Annotated in this window: 14 protein-coding genes; 9 read left to right on the forward strand and 5 right to left on the reverse strand. The window is 38.3% G+C overall.

Features of this window, described 5'->3' with window-relative positions; translation table 11 throughout:
• Window positions 1-46: 46 nt before the first annotated feature.
• The 3 genes from JOE44_RS16045 to JOE44_RS16055 are packed head-to-tail and all read left to right on the forward strand — an operon-like array spanning window position 47 to window position 3,368.
• The gene (locus JOE44_RS16045; protein ID WP_209786336.1) at window positions 47-1,180 is read left to right on the forward strand and encodes a serine hydrolase; all 1,134 of its coding nucleotides are present in this window, start codon (window positions 47-49) and stop codon (window positions 1,178-1,180) included.
• 5 nt (window positions 1,181-1,185) lie between these two features.
• Window positions 1,186-1,797, forward strand: coding sequence for a YdeI/OmpD-associated family protein (locus JOE44_RS16050; RefSeq protein WP_209786337.1), 612 nt, complete (start codon window positions 1,186-1,188; stop codon window positions 1,795-1,797).
• A gap of 11 nt (window positions 1,798-1,808) precedes the next feature.
• Window positions 1,809-3,368 (forward strand): AraC family transcriptional regulator, encoded by a 1,560-nt coding sequence (locus JOE44_RS16055; RefSeq protein ID WP_209786338.1) that lies wholly within the window; start codon window positions 1,809-1,811, stop codon window positions 3,366-3,368.
• On the opposite strand, the gene JOE44_RS16060 is transcribed toward JOE44_RS16055, so the two are convergent.
• The 5 genes from JOE44_RS16060 to JOE44_RS16080 all read right to left on the reverse strand — a co-directional run bounded on the left by JOE44_RS16060 (window position 3,369) and on the right by JOE44_RS16080 (window position 9,236).
• A complete protein-coding gene (locus JOE44_RS16060) occupies window positions 3,369-4,280 on the reverse strand; it encodes a hypothetical protein (RefSeq protein ID WP_209786339.1) in 912 nt (303 codons plus the stop codon).
• Window positions 4,281-4,291: 11 nt separating this feature from the next.
• Window positions 4,292-5,104, reverse strand: a complete 813-nt coding sequence (locus JOE44_RS16065; protein ID WP_209786340.1) for a hypothetical protein — start codon at window positions 5,102-5,104, stop codon at window positions 4,292-4,294.
• Window positions 5,105-5,115: 11 nt separating this feature from the next.
• Entirely contained in the window at window positions 5,116-5,976 is an 861-nt protein-coding gene (locus JOE44_RS16070) for a hypothetical protein (protein ID WP_209786341.1), read from the reverse strand.
• 232 nt (window positions 5,977-6,208) lie between these two features.
• Window positions 6,209-7,480 (reverse strand): Y-family DNA polymerase, encoded by a 1,272-nt coding sequence (locus JOE44_RS16075; RefSeq protein WP_209786342.1) that lies wholly within the window; start codon window positions 7,478-7,480, stop codon window positions 6,209-6,211.
• Between the two features lie 172 nt (window positions 7,481-7,652).
• A complete protein-coding gene (locus tag JOE44_RS16080) occupies window positions 7,653-9,236 on the reverse strand; it encodes a Na+/H+ antiporter (RefSeq protein WP_209786343.1) in 1,584 nt (527 codons plus the stop codon).
• A 224-nt stretch (window positions 9,237-9,460) separates the two neighbouring features.
• On the opposite strand from JOE44_RS16080, the gene JOE44_RS16085 reads away from it, so the two are divergent.
• The 6 genes from JOE44_RS16085 to JOE44_RS16110 all read left to right on the forward strand — a co-directional run bounded on the left by JOE44_RS16085 (window position 9,461) and on the right by JOE44_RS16110 (window position 18,589).
• Entirely contained in the window at window positions 9,461-9,961 is a 501-nt protein-coding gene (locus JOE44_RS16085) for a M15 family metallopeptidase (protein WP_209786344.1), read from the forward strand.
• 191 nt (window positions 9,962-10,152) lie between these two features.
• A complete protein-coding gene (locus tag JOE44_RS16090) occupies window positions 10,153-11,190 on the forward strand; it encodes a patatin-like phospholipase family protein (protein ID WP_209786345.1) in 1,038 nt (345 codons plus the stop codon).
• Between the two features lie 224 nt (window positions 11,191-11,414).
• Window positions 11,415-11,585: a hypothetical protein gene (locus JOE44_RS16095; protein WP_209786346.1), complete on the forward strand. Its 171-nt coding sequence runs from the start codon at window positions 11,415-11,417 to the stop codon at window positions 11,583-11,585.
• Between the two features lie 230 nt (window positions 11,586-11,815).
• The gene (locus JOE44_RS16100) at window positions 11,816-12,574 is read left to right on the forward strand and encodes a leucine-rich repeat domain-containing protein (protein WP_209786347.1); all 759 of its coding nucleotides are present in this window, start codon (window positions 11,816-11,818) and stop codon (window positions 12,572-12,574) included.
• 11 nt (window positions 12,575-12,585) lie between these two features.
• Complete coding sequence (locus JOE44_RS16105; protein ID WP_209786348.1) at window positions 12,586-14,760, forward strand: hypothetical protein; 2,175 nt, start codon at window positions 12,586-12,588, stop codon at window positions 14,758-14,760.
• Window positions 14,761-14,767: 7 nt separating this feature from the next.
• Window positions 14,768-18,589, forward strand: coding sequence for a hypothetical protein (locus tag JOE44_RS16110; protein WP_209786349.1), 3,822 nt, complete (start codon window positions 14,768-14,770; stop codon window positions 18,587-18,589).
• Window positions 18,590-18,651 lie beyond the last annotated feature (62 nt).

The raw sequence follows: 18,651 nt of genomic DNA on the forward strand, positions 1-18,651 counted from the left end.
TATAACCAAATTATTCTAAATTTGTTAGAGACCCATTCATGAAACAATGAGAATACTGAAGTATATGATAGGCGGAGCTGTAGCAGGTGCAGCAGCAGCTTATTTTCTGGGATACGATTATTTATTTAGTGGTATTTCCAAGACCTATCTAAAAGGAAAGTCAAGTGCATACATTGATGATGGAGATCTTTTCCCCAGCAATCTTATTGCCACAGAAGAACCCAGGCTTTGGGAAGAAGATTCTGACTATAACAAAAAGGAGTTACCTAAAAATTTAGTTGAAAATTTAAAACTTTCCAAAACAGCCGCTTTTGTTGTGATAAGGCATGGTAAAATTCTTCATGAACAATATTGGGATGGTTACAATCAGCTTTCGCAGACCAATTCTTTTTCGATGGCAAAAGCAGTAACAGTAATGCTTTTAGGGAAAGCACTGGAAGAAGGGATTATCCCCTCCATTGATGAAAAACTTTCTGAATTTTACTCTGAATTTAAAAATAAAACATTTGGAAATCAGGTTACCCTTAAAAATTTAGCCCAAATGGAAGCCGGACTGGACTGGGATGAAAATTACAACAATCCGTTTCTTCCCAATGCCAAAGCCTATTATGGGAAAAGCCTCGTAAAAGCTGTATTCCCAAGAAAATTTAAAGAAGAGCCAGGCGTAAGATTCGAATATCAAAGCGGTTCCACTCAGCTTCTTGGTTTTGCCCTTCGAAAAGCTCTGAATCAGCCATTGGCAAGCTATTTATCAGAAAAATTCTGGATTCCTCTGGGAATGGAGCAGAATGCGAAATGGAGTACAGACGATCATGGTATGGAAAAAACGTATTGCTGTATTCATTCCAATGCCAGAGATTTTGCCAAATTGGGGCAGCTATTTCTTGATCATGGAAAAGTCGGAGATCAGCAAATCCTCAACGCAGACTTCGTTGAAAAGATGAGAACTCCTACAGAAAAGTCCGAAAACATCTATGGAATGGGACTTTGGATCAATCATGACAATCCAATCAAACATTATTATTTCCTTGGATTACAGGGGCAATATATCATTATGGTTCCGGAGCACAATATGGTTATTGTAAAAACCGGAAGCTATTCCAACAACCCTAAAAATGACAGGGGAAGACCTGATCAGGTAAAATTCCTTGTCAATGAAATGGTACAATTATTCCAATAAACACTATGGAGAAACACAGCGCAAAAGTTGATGAATACATTGAAAAATCTCCGGATTTTGCAAAACCTATTTTACAATATCTCCGTGAAACCATTCACGAAGCCTGTCCTGATGCGGAAGAAGCCATCAAGTGGCAATTTCCTACTTTCATGTACAAAGGAAAGATCCTATGCTCAATTACTGCTTTCAAACACTATTGCAGTCTGGGATTCTGGCTTCATCAGGAAATGAAAACTTTACAGGAAATAGAAACAAGTGCTGAAAAAAGTTCAATGTTCAGTTTAGGAAAAGTAACCCGTCTTGAAGACCTTCCTTCTAAACCTCAGCTGAAAAGAGCAATCCGGGAAGCCATGGAGCTTACAGATATGGGAGTTACCATGAAGAAAGCTCCTCCATCCAAAATAGAGATGGAAATCCCTGATTATTTTCAGTCTGCTTTAGATGCCCGGCCAAAGACAAAAGAAATTTTTGAAAAAGCTTCACCATCTTTCAGAAAAGAGTATATTGCATGGGTTACAGAAGCCAAAACAGAAGCTACCAGAAATAAAAGATTGGAACAGTCTTTGGAATGGATAGCGGAAGGTAAAGCCCGTAACTGGAAATACCAGAAAAAATAAAAAAACACACAATGAAGAAAAAAATTATACTCTTTTTCTTCCTTATTATTTCATTTTTTACATTCGCTCAGACATTTGATTTTGAGGGGCAGTACAAGTATGCCCGTATGTTGTCATCCAAAAATCCGGACAGCTCGGAAATTGTTCTGAATAAGATTATAGATTCTGCCCAGAGAAGAAATCTCCCGGAATTTCTGGCAAAGGCGTATTATTTAAAATCGTTCAACAGTTACTTAAAATCTGATGCTGAGAAAAGTCTTGATTTTGCAGATAAAGCTCTTAAAATATCTACCGAGAGCAACTACAATATCGGGAAAGCTCTTGCCTACAGAATGCAGGGAACTCAATATGCAAAGCTTGGACTGCTCAAGGAATCTTCCACAAGTCTCCGAAATGCTATCGCTGAAGTAAAAAATAATAATACAGAGGAAGGACATGAGCTGAAAGGAATGATCTTTAATTCTTTTTTGATCCTTCTCAATAAGAATCAGTACAAGGAAAAAGCATTCTATTCCAAAAGTGCCATTCAGGAATTTCAAAAGCTTAAAAATGTAACCCGACGGAATGAACTTTTAATTTCAGCGTATACCAATATGGGATACAATTTATCTGAGGTAAAAAATTTTAAGGAAGCCAAACCCTATTTTGTAAAAGCCCTTTCTTTGGTGGGAGAAAGCAATTATTATCTCCGGGCAAATATCCTTAATGATATCGGATTTTCGTTTTCAAAACAAAATAAGCCGGACAGTGCGGTGCTTTATTATAAGAAATCTCTGGCCATTGTAGAGCAGTATGGTTTCAATGAAAAAAAGATTGAGGTTACCAAAAACCTTGAAGAAGCGTATGCTTTGCTCCACGATGATTCCAATACGGAAAAATATAAAATTGAAAATCTTACATTAAAAGATAGCATCGCTTACAACAAAGCAATGGCTGTCAACAAAACATTATCCCAAAAAGAAGAAAGTTTTCATCAGCAGCTCAATGAAAGCCATTCTACTTCAAAAGGACTTATCATAGCCTGTTTTGCGTTGATGATTATCTTAGGAGCTTTTATTTTCAATACCATCCGTCTTCGTAAAAAGCATAAAGAAGCTGTTGCCAAAATTTACAGAGACGGTATTTTACCCGTTATTTATGAAGAAGATCCACAGGAAGTATCTGAGGATATCCAGACAAAAAATACCTCTACTCCCACAGAAATAAAAATTTCGCCTGAAGTAGAGGAAAACATACTAAACGGATTAAAAATTTTTGAAGAAAACCTTGAGTTTAACAACAAAAACATCTCTCGTTACAACCTTGCAAACACGCTGAATATCAACACAAAATACCTTTCAACGGTTATTAAGAAACATAAAAAATTCAATTTTAATCAGTACATTAATCATCTAAGGATCAATTATATTGTCACCCAGTTGAAAAACGAACCTCAATATAGAAAATATAAGATCAATCATCTTGCTGAAATCACGGGATATTCATCTCACAGTGCTTTTTCTCTTGAGTTCAAAAAGATCACCGGGCTGCATCCGTCTGCTTTTATTAAAACGCTTGATGAAATCTCCTGATTACTGTTCTGCTATAGTGAGATTATTGTAACCTCCCGTATTGTTGAGCGAAAAATTCGCAACGTTTGAATTATTTAAATTAAACCAGATATAAGGCATCAGTCTCTGCCCTGCTGTCATATAAAATGAGGCTGTACAATTGCTCCCTGCATCAATATTTACGATGCTGTTTGAGGACATGGTATTGGCACATTTTACAGTATTTACAACATTGGTGATGGCCAATCCCGCTGTATTATCATAAAGTTGCCAGATGGCTTCTATCTGAATAGGATTTAAAGGGTCTGTAGTATAATTAATGGCTAACGGAGCCAAATCTGTTGTGAAAGTAGCTACATAAATTCCGTTTCTGGGCGCTGTAAAGATGCCTGTAGCAGCATTGAAACTGGTTCCGGAATTACTTTCAAAAGTTTTGCTCCAGTCTACAAGATAATTACTGGCTCTGTTTTGTAAACCAGCTGTTATTGTTGGGGTAGCCGGGGTTACGAGTTTTACATTATTAGTTGTTTTGGCTGCAATAACAATCACTTTATTACCGGCAGGCTGTGCGGTAAGCAAAGGAAGCCACTCATTTCCATTGGAATATTCCACTCCATTGTTATAGCGTACGGCTCCTTCATCTGCCGCAGCTGCTGTCAGTGTGGAAGTTCCAAAACCAATCGCTCCGTTACCGGAATTTCTGGCATCTATTTTTACCGTGGGACTGAGAGTTCCTGCTCCTATTTTCCCGGCACTGTTAACAAGAACATCATTGCTCTGCTGAGCTGGAGTGAATGTGGATCCTGAAGCAGGGTTATCTTTTTGCCCGTCAATATGTAAAACACCTTGCGGGTTTGGGCTATTGATTCCAATCTGTGAAAATGCATATTGGAAACTTAAAGTCATTAAAATCAGTAAACAATTCTTTTTCATCATTTATCTTTTTATAATCCGAAAATACTTAAAGAAGTAAGCGTAGAATCAGTATCCAGTGTTTTTGAACTTCCCAGTTTTTGATTCAGGCTTACCGTAATGTTATCTCCCTGATTGAGGTTAAAAATCCCGGAACAGTTTCCGGCAACACGATTTCCGATCGTATTGTTTCCCGGATAACTTCCTACACATTTAAACACTTTACCGGTAGCGGAAGACGTTGAATTAGTCTGAATCAGCGTTTCATATCTTGAATCATTTGCAATGCTTCCTGAGGCCAGAGAAAAGGTAAAGGATACAATGTATACACCCGTTTTGGACGCTATAAAAGCTCCGGTACCAGTATTAAAGCTACCATTCACATCTGTTTTCTTAGTCCAGCCGATAACTGCTGTCTGTATTCCATCACTGAAACTTTGTCCTGAAGCATTTTCGGCATCCACAAAATCATTGGGAGCCTTATGAGCCAATGCTACCCAGGCTGTTCCGTTAGAATAGCTTAGGTCCTGAGTTCCGGAGTTATACCTCATCGCTCCGGCTTTTGCTGCAGAAGCAGATTGTGAAGTTCCTCCAATCCCAATGGCATTTAAGCGCTCCCCTGATCTCATATCCAGTCTTGTTTTCGGAGATTTTGTTCCGGCTCCTACATTTCCGGAAGAGGTAATCACCACATCATCATAATAACTGGAAAGTATGGAAACATTTGTGTTTTTCTGCCCGTCTATATGTAGTATTCCTTCCGGAGAAGACATATTAATTCCTATCTGAGCTTTCATCCCTATGCCACAGCAAATGAGTAAAGCCAGTCCTAATTTTTTTCTCATATCAAAGTGTGTTATTGTTCTAAAATCGAAAGATTTACGAAGCCGTATTCATTGCTTGCAGAAGACGTATCTGTTCTCAGACTCAGGTTTCCATTATAAACCGACTGATAGATATAGGGCTGAAGAGTATCACCTTTATTCAACTGAACTCCGGCAACACAGGATCCTGCCACCTGTGCCTGTTTTGAAATATTTGAGTAAGATTTCACGCATTTTTTCACCGTACTGCTTCCATTCACAACATATCTTGCTTCTGAAAAATACCCTGAAACTATGGGAATTCTAACAAAATCATAGGTAAAAGAAACAAGATATACGCCGGTTCTTGGCGCTGTAAAAACACCTGTTCCGGGAGTAAAGTTCCCTGTTGGGTCGGAAATCTCCGTCCATCCTGCAATCCCTGTAGAAACCTGATAGGGAATTTTCACAGCAAAGTTCCCTGCCTGAAGATTGGCTACCACTACTGCTTTGGTTGGGGAAGAAATAAGATCCTGCCATACAACACCATCTGAATACTGCATCTTTCCCCCGTTCAGCGGGTTATATCTTACAGCGCCACTGCCTGCAATGGCTGCGGTCTGACTGGTTTCTCCTATTCCAATTGAGTTGTCTGAATTCGTTGCAGACCGGGTGTCTACTCTGGTAGCAGGAGTTAAGGTTCCAATTCCTATTTCTCCGGTAGAGGTGATGGTGACATCATTGGCCATTTGAGTAGAAGATGGGACTCCGGATGAGGGATTATCTTTTGCCCCATCCACATGGAAAATGGTTTGAGGGCTTGAAGTATTAATTCCTACTTGTGCTTTCGATTGGCTTATCGTAAAGCACAAGGAAATGAGTATTCCCTTTATCAAAATACTTGGATTTTTCATTTAATTTGTGGTTTTAAAACGTGTACAATTCTTGGCCAAAGATAAATGTAAAAGCACGTTTCATACAATAGCGCCATTCAAACCAAAAACACACAAACCACTGAAAATAAGTCAAATAACACTTTATTTCACAGTATCAAAATACGGAATTTTACTATTTAAAATAAAACAGGCATGTTATTTTGTTGAAAAATTTTAAAGAATTTTTATTTTTTGAAGAAAAATTTCAGTACTAATGAAATCTAAAGTTTGCTTCCGGCAATGTATTCTTTTTCAGGAAGGCTTCATATTCCGGAGAAAGCTTTGCCCTTCCAAAAGTATTTTCACCGCTCATACTTCCCAAACGTACTTTATCTTTCCCGAATTTTCTGTTCATGGCATCCATTGCTTTCATCACAGGAAGGTGCTGGTTTTGTATATCTTCTTCGAAAAGGCTGATCTGTCTCTGATCTTCCGGCACAAAATCATTCACCATTACTCCTGCTCTTTTATAATGAAACCCTTCTCTGTAAATGGCTTCAAAAAGTTCATTCACTATTCTTCCGATTAGGATGGATGAATTAGTAGGATTGGAAAGAATCCGGGTCATTGCATTTTTATATTCAGGCAGATCTTTTCTAAAACGGTTGGTCTGTACAAAAACCGTAATCATTTTACAGCATGTATTCTGCTTTCTCAATCTTTCTGAGCAATACATTCCAAAAGTCTCTACCCTTTCTCTTACGTCTTCTTTCTTTGTCAGCATCTGCATAAAACTACGGGTAACCGCTATGGATTTTTTAGGAGACGGAGTATCAAGCTCAAGCTGGCGGGTTCCCTTCAGCTCATTAATCATTCTTATCCCATGAATTCCCATCACTTTTCGGACCCACATTTCAGGTTTCTGAAGAAGATCCCAGGCTTTATATACTCCACTGTCATTCATTTTAACAGCAAGCCGTCTACCTATTCCCCACACATCTCCTATATTGAGCCACTTCAGTGCTTTTTCAATTTTTTCGGGAGTATCCAGAATATACACTCCCTTAAAGTTATCCGGAAAGTCTTTTACAATCCTGTTTGCCACTTTACATAATGTTTTAGTGGGCGCAATCCCTATACTTACCGGAATATTTTCCTTATCATAAATTTCATTTCGGATTTTAAGACAATAGTCATACATATCAATATACTTAAACCCCGTTAAGTCAAGAAAAAGCTCATCGATACTATAAACTTCATGGTCAATAACATAAGATTTGGCAATATTAATGACCTGCTGGCTTTTATAATTATACAATTCAAATTTTGCAGAAAAGCTTTTCACATCATATTTCTGAAAAAGCTCTTTGTACTTGAATGCAGGAGCTGCCATAGGAATACCCAGATCTTTTGCTTCTTTACTTCTGGACACCACACATCCATCGTTGTTGGAAAGAACCACAACGGGTTTGCCTTCGAGATCAGGATCTAAAGTCCTTTCGCAGGAAACAAAAAAATTGTTACAATCTACCAGAGCATACATGACAATTGTATAGTAAAAATCTATACAAAATTAGAATTTTTAAAGAATAAAATAATCTTTTAGACCATAATTAACATCACATTTAACACTCTGAAAAACAAATGGATAAAATTTTTAAATACGACATGTTTTGTCGCATTAGCACTTTAATTTTGTTTTCAAAAAACATCCATTAAATCATCCTCAACCGTTCTTCCTCAAGATCAATCTGATAAAGCTGATGACGGATAATCTCTTCATTCACGGAAATATCTTTGTTAAGCTCTGAGAGAAACTGCCTCTGACTTTCCAGCATTTCAAAAAAGATATCTTTGGTTTTTTCATTCATCCATTCTGCATCATTTGCCTCTATTTTTTCTTCCCAGTGTTTCAGCATTCTTTCTAATCCGGCGTTACCATTCAGTTCATTTTCATGCTTGTTTTTAAGAAAGTGATAGACGTGTTGTTTCAGTTTGTACTTTATTTCTTCTCTGGATTGTTTGTCTTTCTCCTCATCTGTAAAATCATCAAATACATGTCCATATTTTATCAGATATGGGAGTGTAAGTCCCTGAACAAGCAATGTAAGCAAAATCACAACGAAAGTAATGAACAGGATAAGGTTTCTGTTGGGAAAAGGAAGTCCGTTTTCAAGGGTAATCGGAATGGCTAACGCAGCGGCTAATGATACAACACCTCTCATCCCTGTCCACCCAAGCATCAAAGGCATCAGCAAACGTCTTCTTGAGGAAGAAGCACGAGGTGCCACACTTGGCCGGAAAATAAGTGTAGCCAGCATTGCAGCATAAGAGCTTATGATTCTGGCAGCAATCAGAACACCGGTCACCAATATCCCATATTGAATAGCTATTCTCAAAGGAATTCCTTCCCACCGCAGTCCGCCAACAATTTCAGGAAGTTCCAGTCCGATAATTAAAAATACAATACCATTCAGAATAAAGACGAAGCTTTCCCATACACTGTAACCTCTTATACGGCTGGTACTGTTTAAAAAGATCATTCTTTTAGCTGACATATACAGACCTCCGCAAACTACGGCTAAAACTCCGGAACAATGGAGCTGCTCTGCAATCCAATACATCAGATAAGGCTCAATAAGTGTTAATGCAATATCTGAAGAGGCATCTGTAGGAAGTCTTTTGTGAGCCTGCACAAAAATCCATGCCAGCAATAAACCCATTCCTACTCCTCCGATTAGCATCCATAAAAAATCCAGCGAAGCTTCCTGCCATACAAACTGTCCGGTTCCTACAGCAATTAAAGCAAAACGGAATATAATAAGTGAAGAAGCATCATTCAACAAACTTTCTCCTTCCAGAACAGCAGATGTAGTGGATGGTATTTTTACAAATTTCATGATGGCTCCTGTGCTTACAGCATCAGGAGGAGAAACGATTCCTCCCAGCAAAAATCCGAGGGCAAGTGTAAAACCGGGTATAAAGTAATTGGCCGTCACTGCTACGGCCAGTGCGGTAAAAAAGACCACTAAAAATGCAAAGCTTCCAATAATACGCCACCACCGTTTCATTTCTTTAAAGGAAATAGACCACGCAGCTTCAAATAGTAAAGGAGGTAAAAAGATAAAAAAGATAAGATCCGGATTAATTTTTACAACCGGGAGGCCAGGTACAAAACTGACAAGCAATCCGAATACAACAAGTAAAATCGGGTAAGCAATTTTTAATTTTGCAGCCCACATGTTGAGCAGCACAATGGCCGCAATCATGGCCAATAAAAAAGGTAAGATGGTATGCATTAATATTGTGTTTTATCCATCATATTTACTACTTCTATTTGATTTTTAAAAATTAAATAGCAATTTTTCTTATTTTTTGTGTTCACAGATGAATTCATCTGTTTGTAGATTATGTTTTTCATCTCTGATTGAATGATATAGAATTTTAATCAAACTTCTAATAAAAACACGTCAAGTTTCGTCGTCTCCGCGCTATACTTTTGTTCTGTAACAAAATAGAAAATATGGACAAAGTAACCTTAGAACGAATTCAGAACCTTCATCCGTTGGTAAGAGATGAAGTGAAGCAAATTGTACAGGAATGTGACGAAGCACTTACCGGAAGAGCCAAGATACGGATCACCCAGGGATTAAGATCTTTTGAAGAACAGGAAAAGCTGTATGCAATCGGAAGAATTACGTCAGGAAAAAAGGTAACCAATGCAAAGGCAGGACAAAGCATCCACAATTATGGACTTGCTGTAGATATCTGCCTGATGATTGACGGAAAAACAGCAAGCTGGGACACTGCAAAAGACTGGGATAATGACCAAGTTGCAGATTGGTATGAGTGTGTGAAAATTTTTGCCCGCCATGGCTGGGACTGGGGTGGCAACTGGAAAACATTTAAAGATCTTCCCCACTTTGAAAAAAAGAATATTCCTTCTAAAAAAGGCCCTGTAAAAACCAGTTGGAGAACACTTCTTAAGATGCCAAAAGACAAGCAGAATTACGTTATTTTTTAGTGTCATTTATTTGAAAATAAATATAATACGACACGTTCTGTCGCTTCCCCACACTACCTTTGCTTTATAAGAAAACAACGAAAAAAGCAATGAAATCTCAATATGGAATCTGAATGTTTTTATGATCAATCAATAGATTCTGCAGATTTAAGATTGCATGTGTCCTTTTAACAAAACATTAAAAATATCACATGAAAAAGACAACCATTCTTTCTTTGGACGGAGGTGGAATAAGGGGAATCATAACCTGTATTATTCTGCGTTACATAGAAGAACAGCTCCAGTATTATGATAAGCCCACAGCCAAGCTGGGAGATTATTTTGATCTGATAGCAGGCAGCAGCACCGGAGGTCTGATTGCTTCTATTATTCTCTCTCCTGATGAAACCCGAAAAGCAAAATATTCTATTCAAAAAGGATTGGAATTATATGCTGAAAAGGGCGGCGACATCTTCCAGGTTTCTTTTTGGGAAAAACTGGTCAATCCATTCGGATTATTGAATGAAAGAATTTCCCAGGAAGCGCTTGAGAAAAACTTAAATGATTTTTTTGGAAATTTAGAATTAAAAGAACTAATAAAACCCTGTTTGATAACAAGTTATGATATAGAAAACAGAAGAGCAAAGCTTTTCAACTCATGGAAAGCCAACCTCAGTACAGATAATTTTTTTGTAAGAGATATCTGCAGAGCGACTTCCGCTGCTCCTACGTATTTTAGTCCAGTTCAGATTAAATCCATGTACGGACAGATTTTCAGTCTCATTGATGGCGGAATGTTTGCCAATAATCCTGCTCTTTGTGCTTATGCTGAGGCAAGAAAAATTCCTTTTGCAGAAGTATTGAAAAATCATCAGAAAGCCAACCATCCAAGTGTAAATGATATGATTATTATTTCTATCGGAACAGGAATTGAGGCAAGACCTTACCCCTTTAAAAGACTTGAAAAAGCCGGTAAAATTGGCTGGGTAAGCCCAATTATTGACATTTTAATGTCTGCCAATGCAGAAACAGTAGATTATCAGCTGGAGCAAATGTTTCAGACGCTGGGTCTCAGAAATCAAAAAAATTATTACCGTTTGAATCCCTCATTAAAAAATGCTTCTCCAGCAATGGATAATGTGAGAAGATCCAATATTGAAAACCTGATCCAGGCCGGATTGAGCTATATTGATGATAACAGAGAAATTTTGAACCAAATTGTTCAGAAACTCATTAAAAATAAAATATAAGCTTTTTACCTTATAAACAACTCATATAAGCTATTAAGATTATATTTAAAATTAAAAAATCTTTTTTTAAACACGTCAAGTTTTGTCGTTATCCTCTACTACCTTTGGAGTATCAAAAAGACACAAAACAACAATCCATAAAAAACTTTTAAAAGCCATTGAATTCAACATTCTCTTATGCTGAACAGCCTGAAATATGTTCACAACACCTTATAACACAAAACATGGAAACACCAGATCACAATACAAATATACTCTTTGATGAAGATCTCTATACCATTGAGTGGAGCGATATTGAAAATGCTGAGATGGATTATGAAAACTATCTCAATGACATTGAAAACTTCTTTAGAGAAGATTTTAAAGAAGGAGCACTTGAAGAAGATACTTTTTAAATAAAAAACTAATACACGACAAGTTCTGGCGCTGTTCAACATTACCTTTGAAATCTCTATAATACACGTACAGCAGTCTCATTAAACATTCTCAACACCTTTGAATTCACCATTCACAAAATGCTGGACAGCCAGAACTATGTCTGAAAATATAGCCTAAAAGGAACCTGCTCTACTAAAAGGCAGGACAAAACAATCAATTTATTAACCCACAGATCACACAACGTTTTATGAAAACAAAACAAGAATTAAAACTCTATTTTGAAAATGGAGATATCCCAAAACAGGAAGACTTTTGGGAATGGCAGGACTCGTACTGGCATAAAGACGAAAAAATTGATACACAGAAGGTGACAGGCCTTGAAAATGGCACATTCAACCTGCTCTATGCTGAAATGGATGCTGAGAAGAATGCCTCACTGGCGTTCTTTGCACAAAGAAAAATAGTTATAAAACCAGGAACGTTAACTATTCCAAAAAGCTTTACCGGAGGTTTGATCGTTACTGAAGTACAAATTCCTGACAGTGTAACAAGTATTCAGGAAAATGCATTTACAGGAAGCGGCTTAACAGCACTTGAGATTCCTGCCCGCGTAACGGATATTCAAGGCTGGGCTTTTTTCGGCAACCGAATTACATCTTTACATATTCCTGACAGTGTAACCTATATTGGAACTCAAGCATTTACAGGAAATCAGTTGACTGAAGTACACCTTCCAAAAGGAATAACAGTTATCTCACAAGGGGCATTCTCAGGTAATAAACTAACATCTATTGAGATTCCAAATGGAGTGACAGAAATTAAATCCGATGCTTTCTACGGTAATCAACTAACCTCAGCAACGATCCCCAACAGTGTTCTCAATATTGAAGCAGGAGCATTTTCAGGGAACAAACTTACAGAGGTTGTATTAGGTGAAAACACAAAGTATCATATGTATTCTTTTGATACTGATGTTAAGATAACCGGCGGACAACTTACCAATTAAACATTATACAAATGAAAACAAAACAAGAATTAAAAAAATATTTCGAAAACGGAGATATCCCCATCCAGGAAGAATTCTGGGAATGGCAGGAGTCTTACTGGCACAAAGATGAAAAAATTCCGGCAGATCAATTAGATTATGATCTCTCTCAAAAAGCAGATGTCAATGCCTCCAATCTAAGTCCACAGAATGCTCAGCTTTGGAAAGATAAGATTGAAACTCAAACCTCCATTCAGACTCCACAATTGAACGGGAACATCTTAACGGTATTCTACACCGGAGAGAATGGTACCCAGCAAAGTAAATCTGTTGATTTAAGCAGTTTGATAACCCGTGATATCAGTATTGAGAACGCCACCTATGATGCTTCTCAAAATATTATTACGATTACCCAAAATGATGGCTCAGCCTTTCACATCAATCTTTCGGAATTCAGTATCATTCCGACGACCAATTCCGACGGAAGCGTAACCTTGTCACAGGAAGGACAGGAAAAAGTCTCCCTGAAAAAAGTAGCTGTAACAGGCAGCTATAATGATCTTTCTGATAAACCGACTTTTAGTGGAAATGATAATTTACAAAATGTTATCGACAGAGGGAACGGAACAACCAAGCCTATTATTTTCCAGCCAGCCCAAGGCAGAGCAGGTGAAATAAATTTCAGTCCTACAACGTATTCCTTTTGGTTTGGAAATTTAAATACAGATCATACCGGAGCCTATGGATTAGGAATTGGCTATAATACATTATCAAAATTAACCACAGGGGCAAATAACGTAGCACTCGGTTCTTATGCTTTAAATGAGCTCACCACAGGAAGATGGAATACAGCAACGGGAGTTTCAAGCGGAACTAAGCTAACAACCGGAAATTTCAATGCCTTTTTCGGAACACAATCAGGAACAGAAACAACAACGGGAACCGGAAATACGTATATCGGAGATGAAGCAGGAAACAAAAATATTACCGGAACGAATAATACGGCTCTTGGTCTTGGAGCGGCTTATTCCTTAACGAATGGAACTCAAAATACTTTTTTAGGTGCTTTTGCCGGAAACATTCATGGTAAAGCAACAGGATCCGGTGCATGGGGTTTCAATACTTTTGTTGGATATAATGCAGCCTCCACTACTCACGCTATGGGTGTTTGGGGTGATAATAATGTCGTGATCGGCTGTAATGCTCCATTAGGAGGTTCAACATTCAACAAGCTGGTTATTGAATCCAATCCGGTAGCAAGACGTCATGATTTTGTAACCCCTTTAATTGGCGGTGACTTTGCTGCAAGAACATTAGATTTTGATGCTGTAGTATCTGCAAAAAGGACACCTTTAGCTGATAACACCTATACAAAAGTAGCTGTTCTAAATGCCAATAATGTATTTGGATATAAAAATCTTTCAGACTTCCAAAACTACATTCCTCTCACAGGAACAGAAGTAAATAATCCCGTTTCTGGTAATATCCAGTTTACAGACGAAGATCCGGAGGAAAGAATCATTTATAGAACGAATGAACTTGATGGGGTAAAAAATATTCTCGGCCTATTTCCTGAAGCTGCTATGATGTCTTCCGGTAACTTAGATGGAACCAATGCCTCTACTATTTCTGTAAGTAAAGAAAATGGGGTTTTCGCATATGGCCACGGAGCTCGTTTGATGCTGAGTGATGTAGGTGCTGCTTTAAGGCAGACAGACGGAGGAGGGCTAAAAGGAATTTTTGCAAGTCCGAACTTGGATGAACCTGTGCTCATAGAACATGAAGCACCAAGTGCCAGAGGATTAAGTTCTAAAACTTATTTTGGAGACAATGCCCAGGACAATGATTACATCCAGAAACAGTATACGGATAAGCAACATTCTTACAGCACCAAAGAAGAGCTAACAGGCGGAAAATGGATCAACGGGAAACCCGTTTACAAAAAAACCTTGTATCTGGATCAGATTCCAAGAACAGGTCAAATTGAATTGAAAGCTGAATTCCCAGATCTTGAAACGATTATTTCCAACGAAATGTTTACGGAGTGGTATGACTTGAAAACCGCATTTGCAGGTAACCAATGGAGAACAAAAGCCTACATCACCATAGAAAGGGAAATGGCTATCATAGAACTGTTGAATGTGCCTGATTATGATTATTCTCTTATCAATTCGTTTACTCTAACTCTCGAATACACAAAAAAATAAGCACAAAATGTCAACCAACAATACATCAACAGCAAAGTCCGCATTTACCGTCGGAACATCCTTAGTCGGAGAAGGAATTATTAATTATAAAGAAACAAACCCTATGAATACAACCAATAATGCATCACAATCACTTTTCAGATTTGTAAGTCTGAGGAATCCGCAATTAACAGAAACTAAAGACAAAAACTTAGGATTTATCCACAGACCTAAAGGGGTAACCGGTGTTTTTGATACAGCAGTTGCAGGAAGACCTGCCAAAACATTAAAATTTGCAGCAATGAAAAGAGTTGCAGGTGAATTTAACAACGCGGGATTCGAAAGCGAAAAGAAAATTGAAGAAGGTGCATTTAAAGATCTTCTTGTGATTGGAAGAAAGCTTTCTAAAAAAGAAACATTAGAGAGTGCTGACTGGGCTCTGGTAACAGACTATTACAAAAGTCTTATTAACACCAACAGACAGCTAAACGCAGAAGGAATTGCTATATTTTCCCAGCTTTGGAATAATTATATTCATCAAATTGTTACCCAGGGAGATTTCTATATCAAAGAAGCAATCAGCCACGTTCTAATGGCTATTCAGCTTGGTTTTGCCAGCAATCAGGATCTTACCGATCAGGAAATCATCAAGGTTAATGGTGAAAAACCATTGGAAAAAGCAATGGATGGAAAAATTATACTACCCGCCATCTTATTTTCAGAGGATGTTGAAACGCTTTCAGTTTCTGCAAGAGCTGCTGAAGGTTCTGAACCTGCCCTGAGTGCAAAAACCATTCAAAGACTGGAATCTGAAGCAAGAGCTTCATTGGCTGCCACCAAAGCAATTCATAGAAAAGAATCTTTAAGCACCCTGAACTCTGAGCTTGAAAAACTTCAGAAAAAATTCCACAAATCCAGACATCAGGCATACGAGGATGAGTATTCCAGATATATGGCAGAAAACAAAGAGCGTTTAGAGCTTTATGACAAGAAACTGGCTGAAGTAGACAGCAAAATCACTCCAGACATGTCTGAAGAAGAAAAAGAACGCCTTTACAGCACCTTAAAGGAATATGAAGTTGCTCCGTTTGTATTTACGTACAATAATGAAATCAATTTACAAGATTTACAGGCAAAGCTTTCGCCGGAATCTTTCGACCTTTTTGTTGAGCTTTTCGGTGAAACCACAACGGGATTAGTTTCTCTGGCTGAAGAGACGGACAGCCTTCAGATCCTTTCACATGATACTTTGAGAATGGGCACTCAGACTATTGTTCTTGATGATGAGATAGAAAGCTATGCCGATGCTTTACTTGTTGTAAAAAACAATATTTCATCTTCCATAGAAACCGCTCTGCAAAACAGTCCTCTTCCGGAACAGCAGTATGCCAATATCGGTGGAGCTTCAGTTCCCCTTATTCAAAATACTGCCAGAACGCCGATGGCATATAGCTTATACGCACACAGTTCTTACAGAGTGTCCGGCAGCAGAGGATTTGTTAGTTTTTCTTTTGAAGTTGAAGATGTTTCATGGAGCGTTGCCAATGCCAGAATCACTGCTACAACGGATGCAGCCGGAACTTTCGAAGAAAACTACAGCAATATTTCTGTTGTAGACAATAAAATTTCTTTACCTGCAGCTTTGGTAGACAGATTCAGAAGCAGCTTTAGTTTCAAAATAGAAATCATTTTTGATAACGGAAGCGTAGCCTACGGAGAGATTGCTACACAATATCCAAAAGAAGATCTGAACCTTACCGGAATGCTGACCCTGAAACGTGCAGCCATTGAAAACCCGGGGACACCGGATCCGGTAACCATTCAGAAACGTAAAAATTTCGGAATAAAAAGACTGGGTGTAGCAGATTATCTAAAGGTAGTACAAAGTGTTCATGCCTACGTTCCCGGAGAGGTTTCCAATATTGAGAATGTTATGGCAAGCGAATTAAGACATAAATCTTCCGTTTCCAGAGAATATTCTGAAATTACAGATACAACATCTAAATCTCAGGAAACAGAGAAGATGTCCGACACTTCAAAAACTTCCAGAACGGATATGCAGACCGAAGTTGCTAAAGAAATTGAGAAGCAACAAAGTATTTCTGCCTACACAAGATTCAGCTATGGAAATGACAGTGCCATGAAGTTTGAAATCGGTGCAGACTATGCCAATAACACAGCACAGCACGACAGTACAAGACAGGCCGTGATGAAATCTCAGGAAATTACGGAAAGAGCGATGGAAAGAGTTCTGACTAAAATTTCAGAGGAAAGAGTACAGAAAATCATCAAAGAATATACGGAAACCAATGTTCATGAATATGACAACAGAGGAAAAGTAACCAATACTGATAATCCTGATGCTGCACAACCTAAACATATTACAGGAGTTTACAGATGGATCGACAAGAAAATGAAGAACCAGATCTACAATTATGGTAAGCGTACCATGTTTGAATTTATGGTTCCTGAACCTTCAAGATTACACCGTTTGGCCCTTACTGTTGCAAAAGCGCAGGTACTTAAAGCTCCTGTAGATCCTAGAAAAGCACCGGAACCATGGTTAATGCCAGATCCAAAATCTGCAACTATTGTACAGATCCAGCATTGGGCTCAGGAATATGGAGTGAATTTAGTAGCCTTCCCGGAAGCAACCAAACAGGTTATTCATACAGCTTCTAGTGTTCCTCAGACAAATGACGATTTTGGAATTGATCATACCCAATTTACCATCCCGGACAACTATGCCGGAAAGAATGCAAGCTTCGCCTGCAGATCAACAAGAAACAGAGGTGGCGGATGGTCAGGATCACGTTATTCTGAAGTAATGTTCTCTAACTTAAAAGGAGATATGATTGGACGTTCTGAACGTGGTGGAGACCTTAATTTTGATGACGGATCATCTGGTTTCAATATCACAGGGAATGTAACTTTCCAGGTGAAAGGACACAATGTTAGAAGTTACACCATCAAAGTGGTTGTAAATTGTGAACTAAGCGATGCATTTATCAATCAATGGAAAACTGAAAGCTTCAATGAAATTATTAAAGCCTATGAAGCTGCTTATGCAAAATTCCAGGAAGATCAGGCAAGATTGGATGCAGAGCAAAAAGAAAAAGAGGCACAGCTTAAAGAAAGACAGGATACGTTCTACCGTTATATGGAGCATGATGTATTAAAGCACAACTGTATCGCTTACTTATTGCAGGATTACCTTTATACATTAGGCCAGGAAACAACCAATGGTGCCGATGAGAAAACAAAAATGGATAATTTCCAGGTCTACCTGAATGAAAATCTGGACCGATATACCGCACTTGCCAAATTTATGGAACAGGCATTTGAATGGGAAATTATGGATTATACCTTCTATCCATACTATTGGGCTAACCGTAAAAGCTGGCAGGAATTCTATATCAGTGAAAGTATGGATCCTTTATTCAGAAGCTTCCTACAGGCAGGTATGGCAAGAATTATCGTTACCGTAAAGCCAGGCTTCGAAGCAGCCGTTCAGTTCTTCCTTGAAACCGGATTAATCTGGAATGGCGGATCTGTACCGGTAATCGGAGACCCAATGTACATGAGTATCGTGGACGAAATGAGACAGCCGACAGGAGAACCTCAGGGTAAATACTGGATTACCAGAATCCCTACTACACTGACGATTCTTCAGGATAAGTCTACAGGACTTCCAGTGAAGCAGCCTCTACCGATTTTCCCTGAAAATGATCCTAAGAATTGTGAGAATCCTTCAGAACTGGAGTTTGAAACAAGTTTCTCTCTGGATACTGATGCTCAGTTGTCACATAGTGATGGAGCGACAACATTACCTACAACAATTGTTGGATAGTATTAACCTTAATGGCGGTGTGAAATATCACCGCTATTTTTTTACAATTTTTAATTTCAAAA

The sequence above is a fragment of the Chryseobacterium sp. PvR013 genome, from assembly GCF_017833095.1.
GTDB lineage: Bacteria > Bacteroidota > Bacteroidia > Flavobacteriales > Weeksellaceae > Chryseobacterium > Chryseobacterium culicis_A.

Bases quoted from the DNA above. Each gene is read 5' to 3' on its own strand.
- JOE44_RS16065 (WP_209786340.1), bottom strand. From the start codon at position 5,104: ATGAGAAAAAAATTAGGACTGGCTTTACTCATTTGCTGTGGCATAGGG.
- JOE44_RS16050 (WP_209786337.1), top strand. From the start codon at position 1,186: ATGGAGAAACACAGCGCAAAAGTTGATGAATACATTGAAAAATCTCCG.
- JOE44_RS16105 (WP_209786348.1), top strand. From the start codon at position 12,586: ATGAAAACAAAACAAGAATTAAAAAAATATTTCGAAAACGGAGATATC.
- JOE44_RS16070 (WP_209786341.1), bottom strand. From the start codon at position 5,976: ATGAAAAATCCAAGTATTTTGATAAAGGGAATACTCATTTCCTTGTGC.
- JOE44_RS16055 (WP_209786338.1), top strand. From the start codon at position 1,809: ATGAAGAAAAAAATTATACTCTTTTTCTTCCTTATTATTTCATTTTTT.
- JOE44_RS16090 (WP_209786345.1), top strand. From the start codon at position 10,153: ATGAAAAAGACAACCATTCTTTCTTTGGACGGAGGTGGAATAAGGGGA.
- JOE44_RS16085 (WP_209786344.1), top strand. From the start codon at position 9,461: ATGGACAAAGTAACCTTAGAACGAATTCAGAACCTTCATCCGTTGGTA.
- JOE44_RS16100 (WP_209786347.1), top strand. From the start codon at position 11,816: ATGAAAACAAAACAAGAATTAAAACTCTATTTTGAAAATGGAGATATC.
- JOE44_RS16095 (WP_209786346.1), top strand. From the start codon at position 11,415: ATGGAAACACCAGATCACAATACAAATATACTCTTTGATGAAGATCTC.
- JOE44_RS16075 (WP_209786342.1), bottom strand. From the start codon at position 7,480: ATGTATGCTCTGGTAGATTGTAACAATTTTTTTGTTTCCTGCGAAAGG.
- JOE44_RS16110 (WP_209786349.1), top strand. From the start codon at position 14,768: ATGTCAACCAACAATACATCAACAGCAAAGTCCGCATTTACCGTCGGA.
- JOE44_RS16080 (WP_209786343.1), bottom strand. From the start codon at position 9,236: ATGCATACCATCTTACCTTTTTTATTGGCCATGATTGCGGCCATTGTG.
- JOE44_RS16045 (WP_209786336.1), top strand. From the start codon at position 47: ATGAGAATACTGAAGTATATGATAGGCGGAGCTGTAGCAGGTGCAGCA.
- JOE44_RS16060 (WP_209786339.1), bottom strand. From the start codon at position 4,280: ATGAAAAAGAATTGTTTACTGATTTTAATGACTTTAAGTTTCCAATAT.